General features: G+C 46.2%; 20 protein-coding genes and 2 pseudogenes. 16 read left to right on the top strand and 6 right to left on the bottom strand.

What is annotated here, in order from left to right; all coding sequences use genetic code 11:
• Positions 1-8 precede the first annotated feature (8 nt).
• From mobC to AB5062_RS01360, 3 genes and pseudogenes are all read left to right on the top strand, one after another.
• Positions 9-2,021: pseudogene (gene mobC, locus AB5062_RS01350) on the top strand (conjugal transfer protein MobC).
• A 38-nt stretch (positions 2,022-2,059) separates the two neighbouring features.
• A pseudogene (locus tag AB5062_RS01355) lies at positions 2,060-2,803 on the top strand (DNA adenine methylase).
• Positions 2,804-2,965 (top strand): hypothetical protein, encoded by a 162-nt coding sequence (locus AB5062_RS01360; protein WP_004308096.1) that lies wholly within the window; start codon positions 2,804-2,806, stop codon positions 2,963-2,965.
• Between the two features lie 126 nt (positions 2,966-3,091).
• Here AB5062_RS01360 and AB5062_RS01365 read toward each other — a convergent pair whose 3' ends face one another.
• From AB5062_RS01365 to AB5062_RS01380, 4 genes are read right to left on the bottom strand one after another with little or no spacing between them, the layout of a single operon-like run.
• Positions 3,092-3,838 carry a toprim domain-containing protein gene (locus tag AB5062_RS01365; RefSeq protein WP_004318633.1) on the bottom strand — a complete coding sequence of 249 codons (747 nt, stop codon included), beginning with the start codon at positions 3,836-3,838 and terminating at the stop codon, positions 3,092-3,094.
• A 45-nt stretch (positions 3,839-3,883) separates the two neighbouring features.
• Entirely contained in the window at positions 3,884-4,042 is a 159-nt protein-coding gene (locus AB5062_RS01370) for a hypothetical protein (protein WP_004311895.1), read from the bottom strand.
• A gap of 16 nt (positions 4,043-4,058) precedes the next feature.
• Positions 4,059-4,511, bottom strand: coding sequence for a M23 family metallopeptidase (locus AB5062_RS01375; RefSeq protein WP_008771124.1), 453 nt, complete (start codon positions 4,509-4,511; stop codon positions 4,059-4,061).
• 24 nt (positions 4,512-4,535) lie between these two features.
• Entirely contained in the window at positions 4,536-4,667 is a 132-nt protein-coding gene (locus AB5062_RS01380) for a hypothetical protein (protein WP_004311894.1), read from the bottom strand.
• 74 nt (positions 4,668-4,741) lie between these two features.
• Between AB5062_RS01380 and AB5062_RS01385 the strand changes: the two genes are divergently transcribed.
• From AB5062_RS01385 to AB5062_RS01435, 11 genes are all read left to right on the top strand, one after another.
• Positions 4,742-5,881 (top strand): DUF4099 domain-containing protein, encoded by a 1,140-nt coding sequence (locus AB5062_RS01385; RefSeq protein WP_004318630.1) that lies wholly within the window; start codon positions 4,742-4,744, stop codon positions 5,879-5,881.
• 5 nt (positions 5,882-5,886) lie between these two features.
• Entirely contained in the window at positions 5,887-7,311 is a 1,425-nt protein-coding gene (locus tag AB5062_RS01390) for a DUF6047 family protein (RefSeq protein WP_004311892.1), read from the top strand.
• 4 nt (positions 7,312-7,315) lie between these two features.
• Complete coding sequence (locus AB5062_RS01395; protein WP_004311891.1) at positions 7,316-8,131, top strand: DUF6047 family protein; 816 nt, start codon at positions 7,316-7,318, stop codon at positions 8,129-8,131.
• Between the two features lie 4 nt (positions 8,132-8,135).
• Positions 8,136-9,584 carry a DUF6047 family protein gene (locus tag AB5062_RS01400; protein ID WP_004318628.1) on the top strand — a complete coding sequence of 483 codons (1,449 nt, stop codon included), beginning with the start codon at positions 8,136-8,138 and terminating at the stop codon, positions 9,582-9,584.
• Positions 9,585-9,590: 6 nt separating this feature from the next.
• The gene (locus tag AB5062_RS01405) at positions 9,591-9,902 is read left to right on the top strand and encodes a hypothetical protein (RefSeq protein ID WP_004311889.1); all 312 of its coding nucleotides are present in this window, start codon (positions 9,591-9,593) and stop codon (positions 9,900-9,902) included.
• 29 nt (positions 9,903-9,931) lie between these two features.
• Entirely contained in the window at positions 9,932-11,002 is a 1,071-nt protein-coding gene (locus AB5062_RS01410; RefSeq protein ID WP_004311888.1) for a DUF6047 family protein, read from the top strand.
• Positions 11,003-11,022: 20 nt separating this feature from the next.
• Positions 11,023-12,789 (top strand): DUF6047 family protein, encoded by a 1,767-nt coding sequence (locus AB5062_RS01415; RefSeq protein WP_004311887.1) that lies wholly within the window; start codon positions 11,023-11,025, stop codon positions 12,787-12,789.
• Positions 12,790-12,800: 11 nt separating this feature from the next.
• A complete protein-coding gene (locus AB5062_RS01420; RefSeq protein ID WP_004315703.1) occupies positions 12,801-14,003 on the top strand; it encodes a DUF6047 family protein in 1,203 nt (400 codons plus the stop codon).
• Entirely contained in the window at positions 14,003-14,875 is an 873-nt protein-coding gene (locus AB5062_RS01425; RefSeq protein WP_004318625.1) for a hypothetical protein, read from the top strand. Before AB5062_RS01420 ends, AB5062_RS01425 begins: the two co-directional genes overlap by 1 nt.
• A 209-nt stretch (positions 14,876-15,084) precedes the next feature.
• Positions 15,085-16,977, top strand: coding sequence for a type IA DNA topoisomerase (locus AB5062_RS01430; RefSeq protein ID WP_005680137.1), 1,893 nt, complete (start codon positions 15,085-15,087; stop codon positions 16,975-16,977).
• 11 nt (positions 16,978-16,988) lie between these two features.
• Positions 16,989-17,207 carry a hypothetical protein gene (locus AB5062_RS01435; RefSeq protein WP_004318621.1) on the top strand — a complete coding sequence of 73 codons (219 nt, stop codon included), beginning with the start codon at positions 16,989-16,991 and terminating at the stop codon, positions 17,205-17,207.
• Positions 17,208-17,241: 34 nt separating this feature from the next.
• Here the strand turns inward: AB5062_RS01435 and AB5062_RS01440 are convergent, their stop codons facing one another.
• Positions 17,242-17,649 (bottom strand): deaminase, encoded by a 408-nt coding sequence (locus tag AB5062_RS01440; protein WP_004311882.1) that lies wholly within the window; start codon positions 17,647-17,649, stop codon positions 17,242-17,244.
• A gap of 658 nt (positions 17,650-18,307) precedes the next feature.
• Here AB5062_RS01440 and AB5062_RS01445 point away from each other — a divergent pair.
• Positions 18,308-18,475, top strand: a complete 168-nt coding sequence (locus AB5062_RS01445; RefSeq protein WP_008771129.1) for a helix-turn-helix domain-containing protein — start codon at positions 18,308-18,310, stop codon at positions 18,473-18,475.
• Between the two features lie 5 nt (positions 18,476-18,480).
• Positions 18,481-18,792, top strand: a complete 312-nt coding sequence (locus tag AB5062_RS01450; protein WP_004311879.1) for a helix-turn-helix domain-containing protein — start codon at positions 18,481-18,483, stop codon at positions 18,790-18,792.
• 65 nt (positions 18,793-18,857) lie between these two features.
• On the opposite strand, the gene AB5062_RS01455 is transcribed toward AB5062_RS01450, so the two are convergent.
• Entirely contained in the window at positions 18,858-20,087 is a 1,230-nt protein-coding gene (locus tag AB5062_RS01455; protein WP_004311878.1) for a site-specific integrase, read from the bottom strand.
• Positions 20,088-20,190 lie beyond the last annotated feature (103 nt).

A 20,190-nucleotide genomic window follows, 5' to 3' on the forward strand; every position in this document is an offset into this window, starting at 1 on the left:
TACCGCTTATGTCACAAGACGAAACCAGAGGGCTCAATAAGAACCTTGACTTCATGAGGGCCATCAGCATCCTATTTTTAGTGATGAATGTCTATTATTTCTGCTATCCCTATTTTCTTTCCATGAACCTGAACATCGGTGTCGTGGACAAGATACTGCTCAATTTCCAGCGGGATACCGGGCTGTTTTCCCATTCGCTGGTGAGCAAGTCCTTCAGTCTGCTCTTCCTTTTCTTCTCCTGCATGGGAGCGAAAGGACGGAAGGACGTGGAGATGTCATGAAGGAGTATCGGCTGTTACCTTATAGCCGGGATGCTGCTCTTTTTTGGTAGCGAGCTCTTACTGACGGCACGCTTCCCCGTCGCGCTTCTAACCTTATTATATGTAGCTACCGTAGCTGCCGGATATATCAGCCTGCTTACCGCCGGAACCTGGATCAGCCGCCTGTTGAAGAACCAACTCATGGATGACGTCTTTAACGACGAGAACGAGAGCTTCATGCAGGAGCGCAGGTTGATTGCCAATGAATACTCGGTAAACCTGCCCACCCGTTTCCGTTACCAACGAAAGACCTATTCAGGCTGGATAAACGTGATTAATCCCTTCCGCGCCTCATTGATATTAGGCACGCCGGGATCAGGAAAGAGTTATGCCATCATCAATAACTATATCCGCCAGCAGATAGAGAAAGGATTCGCCGCCTATATCTATGATTTTAAGTATCCGGATTTAAGCATAATTGCTTATAACCAGCTGCTTAAAAACAAGGATAAGTATGCCAAGCCGGTCGGATTTTATGTGATTAATTTCGATGATCCCAGATACAGCCACCGGTGCAATCCCCTCAATCCTTCGTTTCTATCCGATATCGCGGATGCATACGAATCAGCGTATGTAATCATGTTAAATTTGAACAAGAGTTGGATTCAAAAGCAGGGAGATTTCTTTGTAGAAAGCCCGATTGTGCTATTTGCGGCGGTGATCTGGTATCTTAAAATCTATGAAAACGGGAAATTCTGCACCTTCCCACATGCCATAGAGCTATTGAATAAACCGTATTCCGACCTGTTCACCATACTGACCTCTTACCGGGAGCTGGAGAATTACCTGTCACCTTTTATGGATGCATGGAAAGGTGGTGCGATGGAGCAGCTCCAAGGGCAGATAGCTTCCGCCAAAATTCCGCTATCAAGGCTGATCTCACCTGCCTTATATTGGATTATGACCGGAGATGACTTCACGCTGGATATCAATAATCCGGAGGAACCCAAAGTTTTGTGCGTCGGCAATAACCCTGACAGACAGAATATTTACTCATGTGCGTTAGGATTGTATAATGCCCGTATCGTTAAAATGGTCAACCGAAAAGGCAGGCTCAAATGCTCTATTCTAGTGGATGAGGTTCCCACACTTTACTTTAAAGGACTTGACACCCTGATCGCTACCGCCCGTAGCAACAAAGTGGCAGTATGTCTGGGAGCACAGGATTTCAGCCAGTTAATACGTGACTACGGTGATAAGGAGGCGCGGGTGATCCAGAACACAATTGGAAATATCTTTTCCGGGCAAGTGGTCGGAGAAACAGCGAAAAACCTTTCTGAAAGGTTTGGGAAAGTGCTCCAACAGCGCAAATCCATTAATATGACCCGTGAAGACACCTCAACCAATATCAGTACCCAGCTCGACTCGCTGATACCTGCCTCCAAAATCTCCAACCTCTCGCAAGGAGAGTTTGTCGGCAGTGTCTGCGACAACTTCGGGGAGAAGATAGAACAGAAGATATTCCATTGCGAGATCGTGGTGGACAATGAACGGGTAGCCGCCGAAACAAAAGCCTACAAGCCTATCCCCGTCATAACCGACTTTACCGGTGCGGATGGTAAGGACCACATGCAAGAGGAAATCGAAAGGAACTACTATCAAATCAAGGAAGACGTGACGCAAATCATCGAAAAAGAGCTGCTTCGCATCCAAAATGATCCCAACTTGAAACACCTGCTGGAAACGGCAGACGATGAATAATCCCTATTTAATTTATTAATCATTTAAATGTTGTAAACATGGAAAAAAAGAAAAGTTCTCCGGCCAACCTGCCGGGAAAACCCTGCTTCCCCTGGGTGGGAGGTAAAAGAAGACTGCTTCCCGTACTTATCGAATCCCTTCCGAAAGACTTCGGACAGATGGATACCTATGTAGAACCGTTTGTCGGTGGCGGCGCCCTCTTCTTCTGAATAAGACAAGCCTATCCGGAAATCCGTTGCGTCATCAACGACTCCAACGAGGCTCTGATCAATGTCTACCGCGTCATCAAGGAATCCCCGGAGCAGCTTATTAAAGTGCTTGCCCGGATACAGGACGAATACATCGCGCTGGAGGAACATACCCGAAGAAGGGTCTACTTCATGGAGAAACGTACCTACTACAATGAAGGAAACCCGAATAACATCACCCGTGCCGCCCTGTTTATCTTCTTCATGCGTACCTGTTATAACGGCATCTACTCCGTGAACCATAGCGGAAAGCTGTCCGTCACTTTTGGTGCCGGGGGACGGGTAAAACTGTTGGAAGAGGAACTGATCCGCTTTAACCACAAGCTGCTGCAAGATGTTGTGATTCTGGACGGTGACTACCGGCAGACCGCAGAATACACCGGAGCCAACTCCCTATTTTATTTTGACCCGCCTTATAAGCCGGTCAATGAGGGTAACTCCTGCACCTCCTACATGCCACAGGACTTCGGAGATGAAGAGCAGATCAACCTGGCAAATTTCTGCAAGGGAATAGGTGAAACCGGTGCCAAATGAATGCTTTCCAACTCCGATCCCCGGCAAAAGAACCCTGAGAACACCTTCTTCGACGACCTCTATGCCGGTTTCCATATCCAGCGAATCAGCATCTTCCGTTCCATCTGTTCCATAGCCGAGAAAAGAGAAGCGGTCAATGAATTGCTGATCAGAAATTATTAAGAATAAATATCCGGTGGTAGCCGGGTAGCAATAAAAAGAGAGCCAAATTCCCTCCAGCAGGGATTTGACTCTCTTTTTTATTGCCTGCCTTTCATGCATCAGACAAGGACCAGTATTTTATAATTTTCAACCGGACTGTTTCTTTGCAGGCTTTTCAATCAGCTTCGGGGCTGTTTCGTGCTGATGATCCGTCTTGTTCTCCTGCGCCATCTTCCTGCCCAACAGGTAATCGTTCAAATCGTTATACTCCCGGTAGCAGTCGGACTTGTCCCTGACCGGGCATCCGGCTTGCGCCATCTGCTGAAAAGCCTGCCTTCCGGCGGAATCGTTATCCAGTAGGCAGAGGGCACTCTTATACTCTTTCAAGACAGGGATAGCCTTGCCTACATTGCTGACCGAATTTAAAACGATATAGTCCGGACCGTTTCCTTTAGGCTGTCCGTTACCGGGATGCGTAGCCTTGAGCGTGAGGTATGAGAGATAATCCATAAAGCCTTCAACCACTATGCAACGGTCGCTGCCATTTTTGATATGGGTAATCTCTTTGGGCGATATGCTGCCTTTTAGGTATTTGTTACGGATCTCGTACCCGCCGCTCCGGTTGGCAAAGCCTACGGCAAAATACCATTTTCCCTTGTTCTGAAAATGCACTTCCTTGCATGCTTCCCTTGCGATTTCAGGCAAGATGCCTCTTTCTTTGAGATATCCCAGCAAGACCGGGTTCGTCAGCGGATCAATGCGTACCTGCCGGTAGCCGGTAGCCTGCGGTTCCGCCTGCCGGGGAGAGGCTGCTACCGGACGGAAAGCAGCCGGAAAATGTCCCTCTATCGTTTTAAGCGCATAAGAGATATCCTTCGTCTTTTGAAGCTCCATCGCCAGGGTGATGATGTCCCCTCCCTGTCCGATGCCGAAATCGTATCATAGGTTGCGGGATGCGCTCACCTTGAAAGAAGGTGTCTTCTCCTCACGGAAAGGGGAACAATACCAGATACTGTCCCCTTGTTGTTTTACCGGGTTGAACCCCATACGCCGGAGATAATCCTCCAACTGAATGCTCTTGGCTTCTTCAATGTTCATTGTGTAACGGATTAAATTAATGACTCTTTTTAGAACGGGAATCCTTTAGTATCACCCACTGCAACGGATTCTGCGGCTTCCCGTTTTTTCTCAGTTCAAAATGCAGATGGTTGCCGGTCGCTATGCCGGTATGACCGACATTGCCGATATGCCGACCTATGCGTACATCGCTCCCTTTCCTCACATGCAATTTGCTCAAGTGTGCATACAACGTGGAAAAGCCGCCCGCGTGCCGGATTTCGATGTACCAGCCGTAACTGCTGCTATACCTGGCTTCAACGACTTTCCCGCTTCCTGAAGCATAGACCGGCGTGCCATAGGGTGCGGCAAGATCCACTCCGGCATGGAGTATCCTTTTCTTTTTCACCGGATGCATCCTTATACCGAAACCGGAAGAAACGGCATACCTCCTCCGACTTTCATTCAATGGATACAGAATAGGATAATCGGCCAGTACGGTAACCGGCAACCGGCTGTCTCATATGAAAGACTTTCACTGCCGGGCAGAGTGGATACGGTAGATGACAGCACTGAGTCCGGCTTTATATCCCTTTGACGGGGACTGTGCAAAAGCCGGACATGACAATAAGTGACAGAACATGACAATTAATGACAACTTCCTCATAATCAAACTATTTAATGACAAAGATAGTAATTTTACCCTCGTAAATGATTCATTAATCTTTAAAATTAACGTATATGAACGATGTGAATTTAGCTCCTGAAAACAAGGAAGCAACCCCGGAACACGGGTATTTGATGGCGTATGACAAGAAAGAGCAGAAAGCCAAAGGTGTAAAAGGAATCGCAGCGAACGGAGAGCTGGAAACGCTCGAAGCTAACGAGGCGAACAGGGACCAGTTTATCAAAGTGGACCAACGTGGAAACTTCTTCACCAACTTCGGGAAGAATTTTCTCTACCAGTACAATAATCCCGGTCGTTACTCCCTCTACAACATGCCGAAGGAAACGCTCGTAGAGCAGGCCAAAGAAAAGATCGAAGCGGCGCAGGAACCACAGAACGAAGCAGTCAGAAGGGAACTGGCTTCGACCAGGGTGTATAATAACCATCGCTTCAACGAGCGGGAAGTGAATTGGGAACAGGCCGCCAAATACGGCATTACCCCGGACGGACTGAAGAACGCAAAGGACAGCCTCGAAAGAATGTTGCAGGGAAAGACTTCCGCTATCGCTTTCCGTGTGGCAAAAAATTCCGAGCTGGGGCGTGAAAACGGGGATGCCAAACTCTCCCTGTTCCGCGACGAGAACGGAGCTGTCAAGTTCGACATCCACTACATCCGTCAGGCTCCCAAGATCGGGGAAGACTACAGGGGACATGTCCTGACGGAAGAAGACCTCAAGGCCCTGAACCAGACCGGCAATCTCGGCAAGGCGGTGGATGTAGTCATTGACTACCGTACCAAAGAAACCAAATCCTGCTACCTTTCCAAAGACCCGGTGACCAATGAATTGTTCCATATGCCCGTAGAGCAGGCACGCATTCCGCGTAAGGTGAAAGATTATACGCTTTCTCCGAAAGAATACGATGCTGCCGTGCGCGGTGAGGAAGTACCGATCCGTTTCAAGTCTGATAATGGAAAATTTTATGCCACCTCCATCCAGATGAGTGCCGCCGAGCGAGGGGTGGAATTCCTCTGGGAAAGAAGCACCAAGAAGTTGGAAGAGGCACAGAAACAAGGTCAGGAACAAGACGGAAGCCAGCAGCAGCCCCATGCACCGGTACAAGTAGCCGGAAAACCCCGGAAAAAAGAGGAAGCCTCACAGCAAGCGGAAAAGAAACCGCGTACCCGTAAACCGTCCATCACACCTAAAATGTAAGAAAAATGGCAACCTATATTTCTGATGATCCCAAACTATTGGACGAGCTTTTCAGGAAAGACGGTGAAGGCCAGCTCCTTGTCGGTTATGAAACCGGCAAGGAGAAACCCCATGCAGAATCCTCCTATATGCTTTATCCTGCCAATCCCGACAGGCAAGACCCTGTCTATACGTTTATGGCCTTGTTCAGCCAACAATCGATAAAAGCCAAATACTCCGCCTTCGTACCGAATACCCGTCTGGAAATCTATTCATTCCCGAAGATGACGGATGTACCGGCTATCTCCGGAGATATTTCCAAAAAGGAATATATCAATCAGGTATTACTACCCTATATCCGGGAAAAGGGACTGGCTCCTCTAATAAGTACCAATCTGAGAAATGTCCTGTTTGCGCAGTCACGCAGCGATATCCTCATGATATCGGGAGAACTTCCGAAACTGACCACACAGCAGTTGGACGAGCTGGTCCATTTTCATCAGAAGCAGGATGAGCTGGCTGCCAGGTATGATTATAATCCGGTTTACAAATTACCGCTGCATGCTGTGGAAACGTCCAAAGGAATCTTGTTTTTCAGTGATACCAAAATGGGACGGGAGGGATTGAAGAGCTTTTACCAACAGTTATCCGGCAATTATTTCTGGGTTCATGGCGAACCCGGTCCTGTCAGGCAATACAACGTCAACTGCCTGTCCGACGATATCTGTCCTTTGGTGGATGCCTGCTACCGGAAGAATCCCCAAAGCGGAAAAGGGGAATATGATTTTGATAATGCTGTATTCTCAAAAGAGGCTTTCCGTGACAGGAAACAGTGGAAACTGGCGTTTGAAACGGACATGGAGCCGAGCGCTTCTGAATTTCTCCGCCTGAATGAATTTGCCGGATGTCCTGCGAGCCGTAACAATGCGGATATCAGCAAACTGTTGTATCTGATGGAGAACGGATTCAAGCGGGATATAATAAATGATCCCGATTTCGGATACCGGAATGTCTTTCAGGAGTATGTCACCCGGATAGACGACTGTATCAACGGACAGTCCTCGGGGCCAGATTTGTCAGATGTGCTGGATGACATGCGTTGGAAAGCGAAGAATATCCTTCTGACGGATTTCGATGTCCGTGGACACCGTACATTGGAAAGGACACTGAATGACAGGAGCGTCCCGTTTCTCATCAATGGAACCGATGCCGGCGAAGCCATGAGGCAAGCCTTGCTGGAAGGAAAGTGGATCTACTGTCCCCAAATATCCAAGTCAATGCCAGATTTACATTTCCTCCATGCCGAAAAGACATGCAACCGGGTAATGGCATATACCAAATCTCCCGTAAACAAGACCGTGTATCAGGAGAAAAACGGCAAAATCATTCCATATGTACCGGCTTTGAAAAAGGTATCGAAAACGAAAAGGAACAATTCCCTCAAAATGTAATGATATGAAGCAACCTGAACAATCCTATACAGCCATAGAGACAGCCCATGGCTTTGTGTTCTTTACTGATACGACGGAAGGACAGAAAAACAGGCAGGACTTTCTGCAATTTATGGCAGACCATTACTTCGATCCCCATTTCAATCTTGGTCCGGTAAATGTTTACCGGGCAGAAGGAGTCCTAAAGGATGGATCCTATGTCAATCCGGGTGAAGGCCTGTACCCGGAATATGCTTACCTGCAGATGGATAAGACACCGGAAATGGAGCTGGTCTACCGGAATGAGATGAAGCCGACCTGGGAGGATTTCGGTAGTTTCTGCCACAATATGCATTGTACCAGCAGCCATCGCAACCGTAATATCGCTGATATTTTGGAGGAAATAGAAAGCAAGGACCGTAAATTACTGGAGCTTTCCAAACAAGGTACAGCATCGGATATCCGGCAGCAGATAGAAGAAACCGGCCAGGATAAAGCCTTGCTGGACAAACTCCTCAAGCAGTATTACGATGTGCGTGGACACCGGACTGTTGGGAACATCCTCCGCGACCCGATGGAATGTGTCACCGTAGACGGTGTCCGGCTCTTTACCCCTCACCGGCAAGTATTGGCGGCAGGGCACGGACTCTTCCTGCCGGGAGAGGCAAAAAGCAACCCGTCCCATGCCTATGCATGGATAAACGGGGATTTCACCCGGATCGTATTTTCTAAGGATCCTCCTGCGAACAAACAGGTGTTCAAAGTGAAAACAGTCATCGAAAAGGCTTTGAATAAAAAGCAGGACGTGAAAAAGAAAAGAAATACCCACCCTAAATTGTAGAAATATGGACAAGAGAAACCAAATGGAAAATCCTTTTTTCGATCCCGACAAGCCGGGAAGTATTTTTGTCGGTATGGACCGTTACCATCAGTACTCTCCCCACCAGCCCCGAAATGCCCTCACATTCATTCAGAAAGGAGATGCGGACAGCCTGTTCCGCAAATTCCTGATTGACAATATCAAGGAAGCGGAGTGCTGCCCCTATATTCCGGATACGGAACTGCTCCGGTTTGACCTGGCGAACATGAGGCAGGTTCCACCGGTAGATACCCATACCCCTTTCGAGGAATATATCAGCAAGGAACTGCTGCCGTATTTTCAAGAACACTGCATTCCCCCTGCCAAACGCATTTCCCTGCGTGATGCGGTCTATACCTATAAATACAAGAATGAACCGGACGGCGGCATATTGAAGAAGTATCTCATGCAGGAACCCGCATACTTGGAGTTTCGATTACAGCAACAGGAAAAAAGGACATTGTACCGGTGCCAGCCGCGGTACACATTCCCCTTAAAAGTGGTGGAGAATGACTTCGGATACCTTATCTTTTCCGGTAACGAGATCGGCAGGAACGGATTCAGGGAGTGCATCCGGTACATCACGGACCATTACTTCGACCCGCACTACGATACCGGCCATCTGGCCGTCTACGACAGTACGTTCATGGACAAGAACCTGGTTCCTCTCATAGATGCCGCTTACAAGCCGTGCAAACCGATGGAACTGGATTATTCCTTCGATTTTTATCCGGCATCCTATATCGGTCTTGACGAACTGCCCAAAGAATTCATCGACAGTTTAAAACCGGTATGCTACCATTCGATGGAAGCGACAGCCGGGGATTTTATAAAATTCGCCACCGACTGGCATTTCAATAAGGATACGCAGGTTTCCATCAGCCGGGAGAACCATGACATTTACCGGCTGCTGACCGTCATGCGTAACGGTTATATGAATATTCATGAACAACCGTTTACCTATTTCAATGAACTGCTGCCGTATGCCAAGGAATTTGAAAAAGTCACGCAGGTTAAATCTGCCGGCGAATTCGATACGGGAAAGTTCAAGCGGTTGTCTACGGAAATCCGGAAGGCTGCCGATGGAATTTTGAAAAGGGATTTCGATGTGAGAGGGCACCGTTCCCTTGAGAATATGTTGAATGACTCCACCGTTACCTTCACCGTCGGAAGCCGAAAACTGAATGAAGTTCAAAAGACGGCACTGGCTTCGGGATACGCACTGTATCTCCCGGAAAACAACAAGGAGGCGACAAGGCATCTCCTTTTTTGCAAGGCCGACTTTGAGCAGGGCAGAATTGAGGGTTCCTCCAAGCCCTTCGGCGTCAGGACATACGTGATAAAGGACGGACTGCTCTGTCCGCTGCCGGAAGAGAAGAATACCGTTAAAAAGACTGAGAATAAGAACAGACATAACAATAACCGTTTAAAATAAAGCGATATGATACCTAAAAGTCAGATGTACCTCGGAGCGCGGATTGTAGAGAACGATCCGGAAGAGGAAACTCCCGTTGTTCCCTATAAAGGAACAGTAACAGCCATTGAAGAAACCGGAAAAGGGGAACTGGATTACTTTGTCTATATCCGGCTGGATGATGAGTCCATGAAACAAAAAAGAATCTCCCTTTGCTGCCCGGACAAGATCATGACCTGTTTTCCATGGACTATAGACCTGGAAGAAAAACAGAAAATGGAGCAGAAAATGAAGAATAAAAAAGTTCCCGACCCGTCGAAACGGCATAGACTATCTTAATCAACCATTCATCTAAACCATAAAATAATATGAGTACATACATTGGTTTCAATTTGAACAGCAACAGGCAGATTGAACATTTCCAGACCATAGAGAATCGTTATGGCATCAATTCAGATGGCGGCAAATTTCTTTTCGGGCAGGCAGAACTGGCCTTGAAAGGCTCCTACATTCCTAAGGAAGAAGTCTATTTAATACCATATCAGGGTGCTGTACAACCGGGGAACATTGAAAGGTTCATCAAGGACATGACCCATAACGGAGGACTGTCTTGTGCAACTCATTTCCCATTGCGGGATATCGCCTTCGTTTACGAGAATACATCTCCTTATGGCATCCATAATGTGGATAGCATCCAGAGAATGCTTCAAAAGGCCAAAGACAATCCCCTGCTGAAAAAACAACTGAACGCTTACCGCGCATTCCATCAAGAAAAGGAAAAAGATATCTACAACAGGGTGATTACTGCAATAAATACGAACCAGGGAGTCCTGATGTTCAATGATACCGGCAGGGGGATACAGTGTGCGCAGAAATACCTGCAGCATATTGGCGATAATTTCTTCTCGCCGGTTTACAGGGATGCGGATAAACTGCAAATATATTATTTCAGCACTTCCAATATCAATCTGATCAAAGAGGCGTCAAAGTGTTCGAACATGTTTGAACATGGCTTAAAAAAGATATACCTTCCCCAAAAGGCTCATTTCCTGGATTCAAATATGATAGCCAACTATACCCCGGCGGTAGAATGCAGCATGGCTCCCTCTTTGGAATGTTATAACCAACTGGCCGAAAAGTTGAATCTGGGCAAGAGCCAGAAGAATTATAACATAGGCGTACTCGACCGGATCTGCAAGACCGGGCAAATCGGGAATTTGGAAAAAGACAGCCGGTTCAACCATCAAAACAGCTTTGTCTCCCTGGATGAACGGATCAGGCTGTCTTATGTGGGGAAGCAGGATGGCACACTGCTGAAAAATGCACTTGAACGGACCATCAAGGATACGGCAAAGAGAATCCTACAGACGGACTATGCGGTACGGGGCTATGAACCGCCCAAACAGGAAAAGAAAAAGAGTAGAAGTATCACCATGTAACTATTTTAAATTTCAATCGTATGCAAAAGCAAGAGATTTCAAACATTATGATTTTCTTTGTTACCCAGGACTTGGAAGGGCAACCCCGACAACTGGAGATGCACCTGATGCCGGAGAAAGAAGTATCGATGATGAATCAACGATTCACCGAATACCTCCAGCGGCAAAGGGAAATGTACAAGCCGTCCCTTGTCCAAAGCCACTTGCCGGATCTTTATCTGTGCCGCTACCAGTTTCCGGCAGGAGTAAGCTACCCGGATATCCGGCTCTTTGACAAGGATAACAGCTTGGTACAAAAATTCATCACCCGGAACGGAGGAAGCATGCAGGGCAATGTCTCATTGCGCGGACTGGAATACCTGCATTCTCACGATGAAGAAAAAAGCCTGCCCATGCTGGTAGCCAGCGGACTTGCCGACCACCTGCTTGTACAGCCGGAAGCCAAACGGTTCGCGCTGGCACAGGATACTCTCCACGACGATCCGTCGGAAACCCTGACCGCCGTGGAAACCGCCAAAGGAGTGCTTCTGTTCGAATATTCCGGCTTTGGAAAGACATGCTGCCATGCCTATATGCAACATCTGGCCGACCGTTTCTTCATTACGGACGAAGAGAAACCGGAGTTTGTCAACCTGTACAAGCTGACCCGTCCGGACGCAGAAGTGGTAAAGGCATTCCAAGCATCTCCCAATGCCTTCTCCTTATATACAAACTCTTTTCTGCCGGAGAAAGCACAATATCTGGATGCGACTATCCTGCGGAATGCCCGGCTGGACAGGAGCCACCGCATAGAACCGACATTCGATGCCTATGACAAGTTTGCTTCCTCCTATAACGTGCTCCCCAGTATTGCCAATGCCCAGATACTCCGGTTACTATCCTTACAGGAAACCGCAGGAATCTATGGGATAGACTATACAACCAGAAGGATTCCGTTCATACACAAGAATTCTTTCAACTCCCAGTTCAATGCGCTGCAGAATATTCCGGCTGAAAATAAAGGCGGACAGGAGAAGGTCAAATCACAGATCCGGGATCAGGCGGCCTATATCCTGAAACGTGATTACGGGCTTATCCCGGACAGCCTGCAAAACAAAGAGATAGACCCCATCATTTCCCTCCAGACTCCCAAAGGAGCCGTCTACCTGCCCGCCACGGATGAAGGAGCCATCTATAAACAGTGTTACCTGCAATATCTGGCTGACCGTTTCTTCACTCCGGAAGTACAGGCTCTGGGACGAATCAGAGAATTCTATATTTCCTGCCCGAACCATAGCACGGAGCATTACATGCAGAAGCATCTGGACCTTTTCCGGTCCAATCCTTTCTACGGGCAGCTGGCGAAAATGCCATTGTATCCGATAGAGCAATCCGAGCTGTTGAAGAAAGGTGGCTATCCCATAGAGCCGACATACCATGCATTCAAACAGTTTACGGAAGATTACCGGCTTTCGGTAACGCCGGAGAATGCCGAGATATTCACCCTGCTCTTTATACGGGAATACGGATTACCGGCTGATTTCAATACTAATGAAAGCTATAAGGAGTTCACCCACAAAGGAAATTTTAAACCGCTGGATCAAGAAATGTCCGAACTGCAATCCAAAAAGGGATATAGTGAAAAGGCATTCTACAATATTCAAAACAGGCAGCAGCAACTCGCGGACAAGATACTTGGCCTGAGATACAGACTGACCTGTCCTCCGTTGCAACTGACCGGACCGGCGGCTTCGGAAAAGAGAAAGACGGCTTCCCGTCAGAACAAGTCACATAATCCCCGCATCTAAAACTGATTATCATGCCTGCATGGATGGAAAAAATAAAAGATACATTCACCGCTAAAGCGGATTTAAAGAGCCTGTTTATTGTGTTACAGCCGGATAATCAAGTCTCGACTGTCATGGTCGTGTCGTATGTTCCGACGGATAAGGACTCTTTTCAGGTATTTATGGATCTGACCGCCCGGATTGCTATGGATCAGAAAACCATACCGGATAACTTATTGCTGCATTTTGAGGGAATACCTGCTAAAGATATTCCTTTCACCAGCGAACTACCGGCGAAAGACAGTGAGAAAGCCCTCAGTTTCATCGCCTCTTACGGAGGCATCACTGAAAACAACTCCGTACCTTTACGGAAAGCGGCTTATTTGAGAGCATGCCAAAGGGAACTGACGGCAGAGAATATCCGGGATCTGGACTACTCACCAGCTTATAAGTGCTTTATTGCACACGAAGATGCGATGGAGAAGATTGCGGCAGGAAAGCAAGCCAAACAGTTCTACACCATAGCTGAAACGGAACAAGGTGTCCGCGTATTCAATGACGGACTTTCCGGGACTATAAAGTTTCGGGATTACCTGCAATCGACAGCGGACAATTTCTACTCAAGCTCTTTGCAGGATGTGGAGTCATTGAATATTTACCGGATAGAAACCGTCTCCCGCCGGATGCTGGAACTCTCCAACGGGAATCAGACCACCATGCCGCAGGCCGGGATGGAAATTCTGGCGAATTACAAGCCGTCCGTCACTTTCGACATGCATCCTACGGGAGAAAATCTCAACCGGTTTGTCACAGCCGGCGCATTGGAACTCTCTATCCGTAACCGGAACATTATGACACTTCAGGACATAGCAGCCAGAGGATACGCCCATTTACCGGCAGACGAATCGTTTGCCTATAAAAAGGATTTCTTGTTTGTGGAGAAAGGTATCCGTGAGATTACCCGGCAAAAGGAATTGTACCGGGATTATCCTTTCCGGCAGAAGATGGATGAATTACAAAATGCTGCCAGGTCATTGGCGCAAACACTGTTAAACAGGGATGGAGTCCGGAAGAACTATCATCGGGTAAGCCCGCCTGTTGTTGTTTCTAAGAAAGGAGAAGCTCAAACAGCCGAAAAACCGCAAGACAAGCCCGGACTGTCCTGTGGCAATGAAAAGAAAAAGGTCAAGACAAAAACCGCTTCCGTTAAAAAGCAGGCGAAGCCCAAATTATAATGCATATGGAACTGATAAATAATACATTCATTCCCGAAAAAGAGATACCACGTAGCCGCAGGGCTGCCGGAAGGAAAGCATTCCTGCAAACTTTCAGAAACCTGTTTACCAGCCGGAATCATTTCAGGAGATTCATGGATACTTACCGTTTCAACACGATCCGCTGGAGCGCGTCCAACCTCCACGAACCCTCATGGGGAAAACGGATCGGATTATTCTTTCGTACCAAAAATCCAATCGCTATCCTCCGGGATGATTACCGGAGCAATCGCAGTAATCTGTTGAATAAATGGGAAACGTCCAGCCTGAACCGTATCCAGATGGAACTGGTCCGAATGGGTAGTATGCCTATTCAGAATAAGGACAGACATACTTTCAAAGCTCTGAACAGCATTGAAAAGAAAATCAAACAACTGCAGGAATATGAAGGATGTCCCGATATGAGCCATGAAAAGCAGCTTCTGGCAACATACAAGTACATTCTTTCTTCTCCTTTTGACCGGAAGTTCGGAGGATTGCCACCCGATGAGATTTGTGGGATGCTTCAGCAGAACGGACTGTCTGAATCAAACCTTCCTTACCAAAATTACGAAGGAATCCTCCAGGGCCGTGAAACAGTCATGTACGAACTGGCAACCGGAAAGAACGGGGAGAAATACCTCCAACCGGCAGATCAGGTGAAACTGAATGCGGGAATGTCAGGAATCTCAATGGATTTAATCAGCCGTTTTCCGGCAAAGGAAATACCCCTGCCGAATCTGACGGAAAGCATACAAGTATCGGAAAAGAAAGAGAAGCTCTCCATTCCCAAAGAACCGAAGAAAAGGGTACGGAAAGAAAAATCAAAGGTCAAGAGTGTAAAAATTAAATAGTCATTCATATTAAAAAAGAAAGTAACATGAAAACAATTTGTATTTGTGAGAAGCCCTCGGTGGCACGCAGCATTGCCCGGGTCCTGGGCGTAACGGAGAAACAGGAAGGATACTTGAGTGGGAACGGATATGCCGTCACATGAACTTACGGCCATCTGTTGGCATTGGCCCTGCCTCAAGACTACGGCATTGTCCATGTGGAAAAGGAGATGCTGCCTATTATTCCCGACCCGTTCAAACTGGTTGTCCGTCAGATTAAAACCGAAGATGGATACAAGGCTGATCCGACGGCTCTGAAACAATTGGAAGTAATCCGTAAACTGTTGGGTCAGGCTGATCAAGTGATATCCTGTACTGATGCAGGGCGGGAAGGAGAGTTAATTATGAGATATGTGCTTGAATATCTGGGATATCATAAGGAAACCAAACGCTTGTGGATATCTTCCATGACAGAAAAATCGATACGGGAAGGATTTGATAGCCTCAAATCAAGTAAGGAGTTTGACAACCTGTACCGTGCCGCTAAAGCCAGGAGAGAATCAGATTGGGTCGTCGGTATGAATGCCAGCCTGTCTTTGAGCATGGCTGCAGGCAAGAGTAACTATTCTCTGGGAAGAGTACAGACACCGGCACTTGGCATGATTTGCCGTCGATATCTGGACAACAGGGATTTTATAGCCAAACCCTATTATCTGCTACAGCTACGGACAACGAAAGCAGGGAAAGAACTCGTCTTAACCTGTACCGGGAAATATGATACACCGGAAAAACTCGATGTGGACCGTAAAAAAGTGTATGAAGAGACGACAGCCAAAGTGGTGCAAGTGGAGAAGAAAGAGGTTCCAGAAGAAGCTCCGCTACTTTATGACCTGACCGCCCTGCAACGAAGTGCCAATACCAAACTCGGACTGACCGCAGAACAGACGCTGAACATTGCTCAAAAATTATATGAAGGAGGCTACATTTCGTATCCCCGTACCGGATGTAGCTATATCACAGAAGACATCTTCGAACAAGTCCCTTCCCTCATCGGCCTGCTTAAGCAACATCCCCGTTTCACATGGCATGCGGAAAACCTCTGTAACCAGCCTTTAAACCGGCACTGTGTGGACGATAGCAAGATGACGGACCATCATGCGTTAATCATTACGGAGAACTATCCCCAGAGGCTTTCCCTTGACGAGCAGAATATCTATTCCATGATCGCGGGACGCATGTTGGAGGCTTTCTCCGGCAAATGCCTGAAAGAAACGGTATCCGTACAAGCGGACTGTAACGGCGTTCTTTTCGGGATAAAAGGAAGCCAAATCAAAGTTCCGGGGTGGAGAGGCATCTATAACGAACCCAGTGAGAAAGAAGAAGGAAGTCTTCTGCCCGAATTTCAGGAAGACGAAATATTGCCCGTGCTCGGTATTGATACATTGGTCAAGAAAACCAAACCGCAGCCCATATTCACTGAGGCAAGCCTGCTTGCTGCGATGGAAGGTTGTGGCAGAACATTGGACGATGAAAAGGAAAAAGAGGCAATGGAGGATTCCGGCTTGGGTACACCGGCTACACGTGCCGGAATCATCGAACTGCTCATTGCCAGACACTACGTGGAAAGAAACGGACGGTCACTGATTCCCACTCCCAAAGGACTGGAAGTATATGATATTGTAAAAGAGAAGATGATCGCCAACGTGAGCATGACCGGAGGGTGGGAATGCGCCTTGCATGAAATCGAAACCGGCAAAGTTTCCACGGAAACATTTACTCAGAGCATCAATTCCTATACCCAACAAATCACCTCGGAACTGCTTGCCCTGAAACTTAACCATCCGGACTTGCCACATTGTAACTGCCCCAAATGCGGAGCAGAAACGATTATCGTCTTTAACAAGGTCGCCAAATGCAGCGATCCCAATTGTGGGTTCCTGTTATTTAGAACGTTCAACGGCAGGGAACTGACGGATAATCAGATGCTCCTGCTGCTATCGGGGAAACGTACCGGATATCTGAAGTTTACCAGCAAGAAAGGAAAGAAGTATGAGGCATCACTCGAGCTGGATGACAATTACAGGATTGAGATGACTTTCAAGGATAATAAACCTAAAAAATAAAGAAGCGACTTATGAAAAAAGAAATGGAAGAGATACCGGATGAACTGAATCCGGACTTAATGCTGAATACGATTGCTTCCGAACTGCTGATCAAGATAGCCAAAGGGGAGATTGATATCCAGAAGCTGGTCAGGAAACAACTCTCGGACAGGGGAATCGATGACCAACGGAACTGGATAGGACCGGACAAGGCAAGAAAATATTGGGAGAAATATAAGATGCCTGTCTAAACCAAGTCAGTCAGGATAAGAAGATAATTGCAGGTTATTCAATCCGTTTGTAGGCCAGCCTGCAAATACCGGATCTGAAACATTTGTTCCCGGTCATTTCCCATGAGGAAGGACCGGGAATTTCTGTAAACAGACGTATGCCGTCCCCTTGGATATACGGTGCGACAAAAAGGATGATTTCATCCACCAACCAGTATCTGAACATGCTGCTTATAACGGAAATTGTATCCGGAGCCGCTTCTATGAAATAAATACCTTCATTTTTCTTTTTCCATTGTGTCAATGAGATGAAAGATACATCCGGCCCGAGAGTCTGTGTAGCACGTTCCCGTATTTTGGTGAGGCCATATTTGTTCGGATTATCCCACAAAGGGGAAGAAACAGTCCTGTCGAAGAGGTATCCGTCAAGAGTAGTGATTGCAAGTAATTGGAGTTTTGCCATAAGTATAATATTTAACCTATAAATATTATTCGGCAGAAGTATTTGAGAAAGCGTGGCCTTACCCAACTCCAAGACGGAGGTTCTGGTAAACCTATGAATAGTAGCTGTGTAAGCCACGCTATGACAAAGCATAGCATAAGCAATACACAAAAAGCCTCTATTCATTGAAATTTACCAGATTTCCGTCTTGAGACATTCTGCGAATGTTATGTCTATATCTAATTGGAAGGCTATTGCCTGCCATTTAAATCTATATTTCGTTCCAAAGATACTCATATTTCTGATTTCTCCGAAGAAATCCATATCATAAAGAAATGTGGCAGGGCAAAAAAGGAAAAAAGATGAAAGAGTTACCATTTGTATAAGGGATGTCGGATTTCACGACTCCCCCGTTAAATAAAAAGTATAAGAAAAGCTACGCTGACAAAAAATGACTATTAATGACTATTAACGACACTGGAAACTAAACGATTGATTTATAGTAATATTCCCTTTATCTTGCACCCAATTTCATTATTCACAATTTAATTTATAAATCATGGAACTGACAATTATCGAAACAAGTGCTTATCAGGACTTGAAGAAACAACTAAGTATGCTGTCCGTGCAAATGATGGACTTTCAAAAGAAAATAGCCCCCGTAACACCGGACAAGTGACTGGATGCGCAGGATGTGTGCCTGGCTCTCAATATTTCCAAAAGGGCACTGCAGACTTACCGGGATAACGGGCTGATTCCTTATTCTAATATCGGTGGAAAATTCTTTTATAAAGAAGTGGACATCCAGCAAATTCTGGAGGAAGGACTAATCAAAAAAAGAAAATAAAGAGTATGGCAGACATTATCACTAAAGATTCGGAAGAGTTCAAGGAACTTACCGGATGGATCAAACGGACAGGAAAAAATCTGGAGGCTGCTGCGGCACGGATACGTCCGACGATTGCAGACGAACATTATCTGAGTGGAGATGAGGTATGCCGGATGCTTCATGTTTCCAAGCGTACATTACAAACACTACGGGATGAAAAGGCAATACCTTATACCTCAATTACCTCTGTCGGGGGTAAACTGCTCTATCCGGAAAGCGGGCTATACGAGGTACTAAAAAAGAACTATAAAGATTTCAGGCGTTACTTGAAATAAGCAACCTGCCTGAATACGAAAAACACCCTTCAACATTTGCTGAAGGGTGTTTTTTCATACTTATTCTAATTGGCCAAGCGATACACGGAACCAATCTTGTCGCACATCCTATCCGTATCTTCCCCAACCTTCGGATTGATCAGTTCAGCATAGACTTGTGTGGAAAGAATCGATTTGTGTCCTAATACTTTTTGCAAAGTTTCTAACGGCATGCCTTTCAATATAGCCAAAACTGCAAAGGTATGTCTCCCGATATGAGGGGTGATATTTACATTACAATCACACTTTTTCCCTAAAACCTTAAAACTACTTTTCATGGTTTCATAATCACCGACGGGGAAAACGCAATCAGGAGAATCTTTCTTTTTGTTATCACCCTTATACTTTTCTACAAGTTCAATTGCTATAGGTAATAATTTCACGACGTATGCTACGCCTGTTTTTATACGGTTTCCCATGAGCCATGTGCCACCATCAGAATCTGTATGGATATTCTTATAAGTAATTGCTTTCAGATCTGCGAAGGCGAGGCCTGTGAAGCACATGAAAAGTAGCATGTCACGCATAGCCTGCTGACGTTTATACCTCAATTCTACATGTATAAGCCTCTGCAGTTCTTCTTCAGAGAGAAATGAACGTCTTTTATATCCCGGCTTACATCCAAAACCCGTGAAGGGATGAACTTTTATTAAACCTTTCTCTTGAGCGATATGCATTAGCCATTTCATGGTATTAACACGTCCGAATGCTGTAGAACTGGCCGAGCCGCATGTGCCCAACATCCAATTATAATAGTCTTCAATAAAATCTTTGTCAAGTTCATCAAGTGCAATGTCCTCAACATTCTTTTTGTCTTTCAAAAAAAGCAATGCGCTCTTATAATCGGCTACTAAACCAAGATAGGTGCTTTTTGCCTTTTCCTTGCCTACTTTCTCCTTGTATGACTCAAGCTGTTCCCTGAAAAGCTCCATAAGGGTGTGGGAATCTTCTTTAAAACCGACATAGCGGCTATAGACTTTCTTGGCTGTGACAAAACTGTCATGATCGCATATGTATTGGTAATGCTTGGCAATTTGGGCTTTGGCATTATCAAGTTCCTGGTTTAACATTCTAGCTTCTTCGGATTTCCCTTTAGCCCTATTAGCTTTGGCGTCCCATAAAGAAATAGACACCTCCTTCTTACAGCTAAAGCAAGCTGTGGTCTTGTTGATGGTAATACGTCCCATTACAGGTACTTTACCATTCTTAATCGATTGATTTTTAGTGTAAAACAACACTCTGAATGTACTTCTCATAACTCAACTTTTTTAGTTACAAATTTAATTACTGTTGAGGTATTTGAAGTTATGAAGAATAATGCAATATATTGAAAACTAATGCCTTATATCCGATTAGTAG

Source organism: Phocaeicola sp. RTP21359st1_B8_RTP21360_211022 (assembly GCF_040911965.1).
GTDB classification, from domain to species: domain Bacteria; phylum Bacteroidota; class Bacteroidia; order Bacteroidales; family Bacteroidaceae; genus Phocaeicola; species Phocaeicola vulgatus.

Excerpts from the sequence above, each read along its gene's own strand:
- AB5062_RS01410 (WP_004311888.1), top strand. The coding sequence starts at position 9,932 with ATGAGTACATACATTGGTTTCAATTTGAACAGCAACAGGCAGATTGAA.
- AB5062_RS01360 (WP_004308096.1), top strand. The coding sequence starts at position 2,804 with ATGCTTTCCAACTCCGATCCCCGGCAAAAGAACCCTGAGAACACCTTC.
- AB5062_RS01415 (WP_004311887.1), top strand. The coding sequence starts at position 11,023 with ATGCAAAAGCAAGAGATTTCAAACATTATGATTTTCTTTGTTACCCAG.
- AB5062_RS01405 (WP_004311889.1), top strand. The coding sequence starts at position 9,591 with ATGATACCTAAAAGTCAGATGTACCTCGGAGCGCGGATTGTAGAGAAC.
- AB5062_RS01450 (WP_004311879.1), top strand. The coding sequence starts at position 18,481 with ATGGCAGACATTATCACTAAAGATTCGGAAGAGTTCAAGGAACTTACC.
- AB5062_RS01435 (WP_004318621.1), top strand. The coding sequence starts at position 16,989 with ATGAAAAAAGAAATGGAAGAGATACCGGATGAACTGAATCCGGACTTA.
- AB5062_RS01365 (WP_004318633.1), bottom strand. The coding sequence starts at position 3,838 with ATGGAGCTTCAAAAGACGAAGGATATCTCTTATGCGCTTAAAACGATA.
- AB5062_RS01395 (WP_004311891.1), top strand. The coding sequence starts at position 7,316 with ATGAAGCAACCTGAACAATCCTATACAGCCATAGAGACAGCCCATGGC.
- AB5062_RS01455 (WP_004311878.1), bottom strand. The coding sequence starts at position 20,087 with ATGAGAAGTACATTCAGAGTGTTGTTTTACACTAAAAATCAATCGATT.
- AB5062_RS01385 (WP_004318630.1), top strand. The coding sequence starts at position 4,742 with ATGAACGATGTGAATTTAGCTCCTGAAAACAAGGAAGCAACCCCGGAA.
- AB5062_RS01420 (WP_004315703.1), top strand. The coding sequence starts at position 12,801 with ATGCCTGCATGGATGGAAAAAATAAAAGATACATTCACCGCTAAAGCG.
- AB5062_RS01440 (WP_004311882.1), bottom strand. The coding sequence starts at position 17,649 with ATGGCAAAACTCCAATTACTTGCAATCACTACTCTTGACGGATACCTC.
- AB5062_RS01400 (WP_004318628.1), top strand. The coding sequence starts at position 8,136 with ATGGACAAGAGAAACCAAATGGAAAATCCTTTTTTCGATCCCGACAAG.
- AB5062_RS01390 (WP_004311892.1), top strand. The coding sequence starts at position 5,887 with ATGGCAACCTATATTTCTGATGATCCCAAACTATTGGACGAGCTTTTC.
- AB5062_RS01425 (WP_004318625.1), top strand. The coding sequence starts at position 14,003 with ATGCATATGGAACTGATAAATAATACATTCATTCCCGAAAAAGAGATA.
- AB5062_RS01370 (WP_004311895.1), bottom strand. The coding sequence starts at position 4,042 with ATGAACATTGAAGAAGCCAAGAGCATTCAGTTGGAGGATTATCTCCGG.
- AB5062_RS01430 (WP_005680137.1), top strand. The coding sequence starts at position 15,085 with ATGCTGCCTATTATTCCCGACCCGTTCAAACTGGTTGTCCGTCAGATT.
- AB5062_RS01380 (WP_004311894.1), bottom strand. The coding sequence starts at position 4,667 with ATGAGGAAGTTGTCATTAATTGTCATGTTCTGTCACTTATTGTCATGT.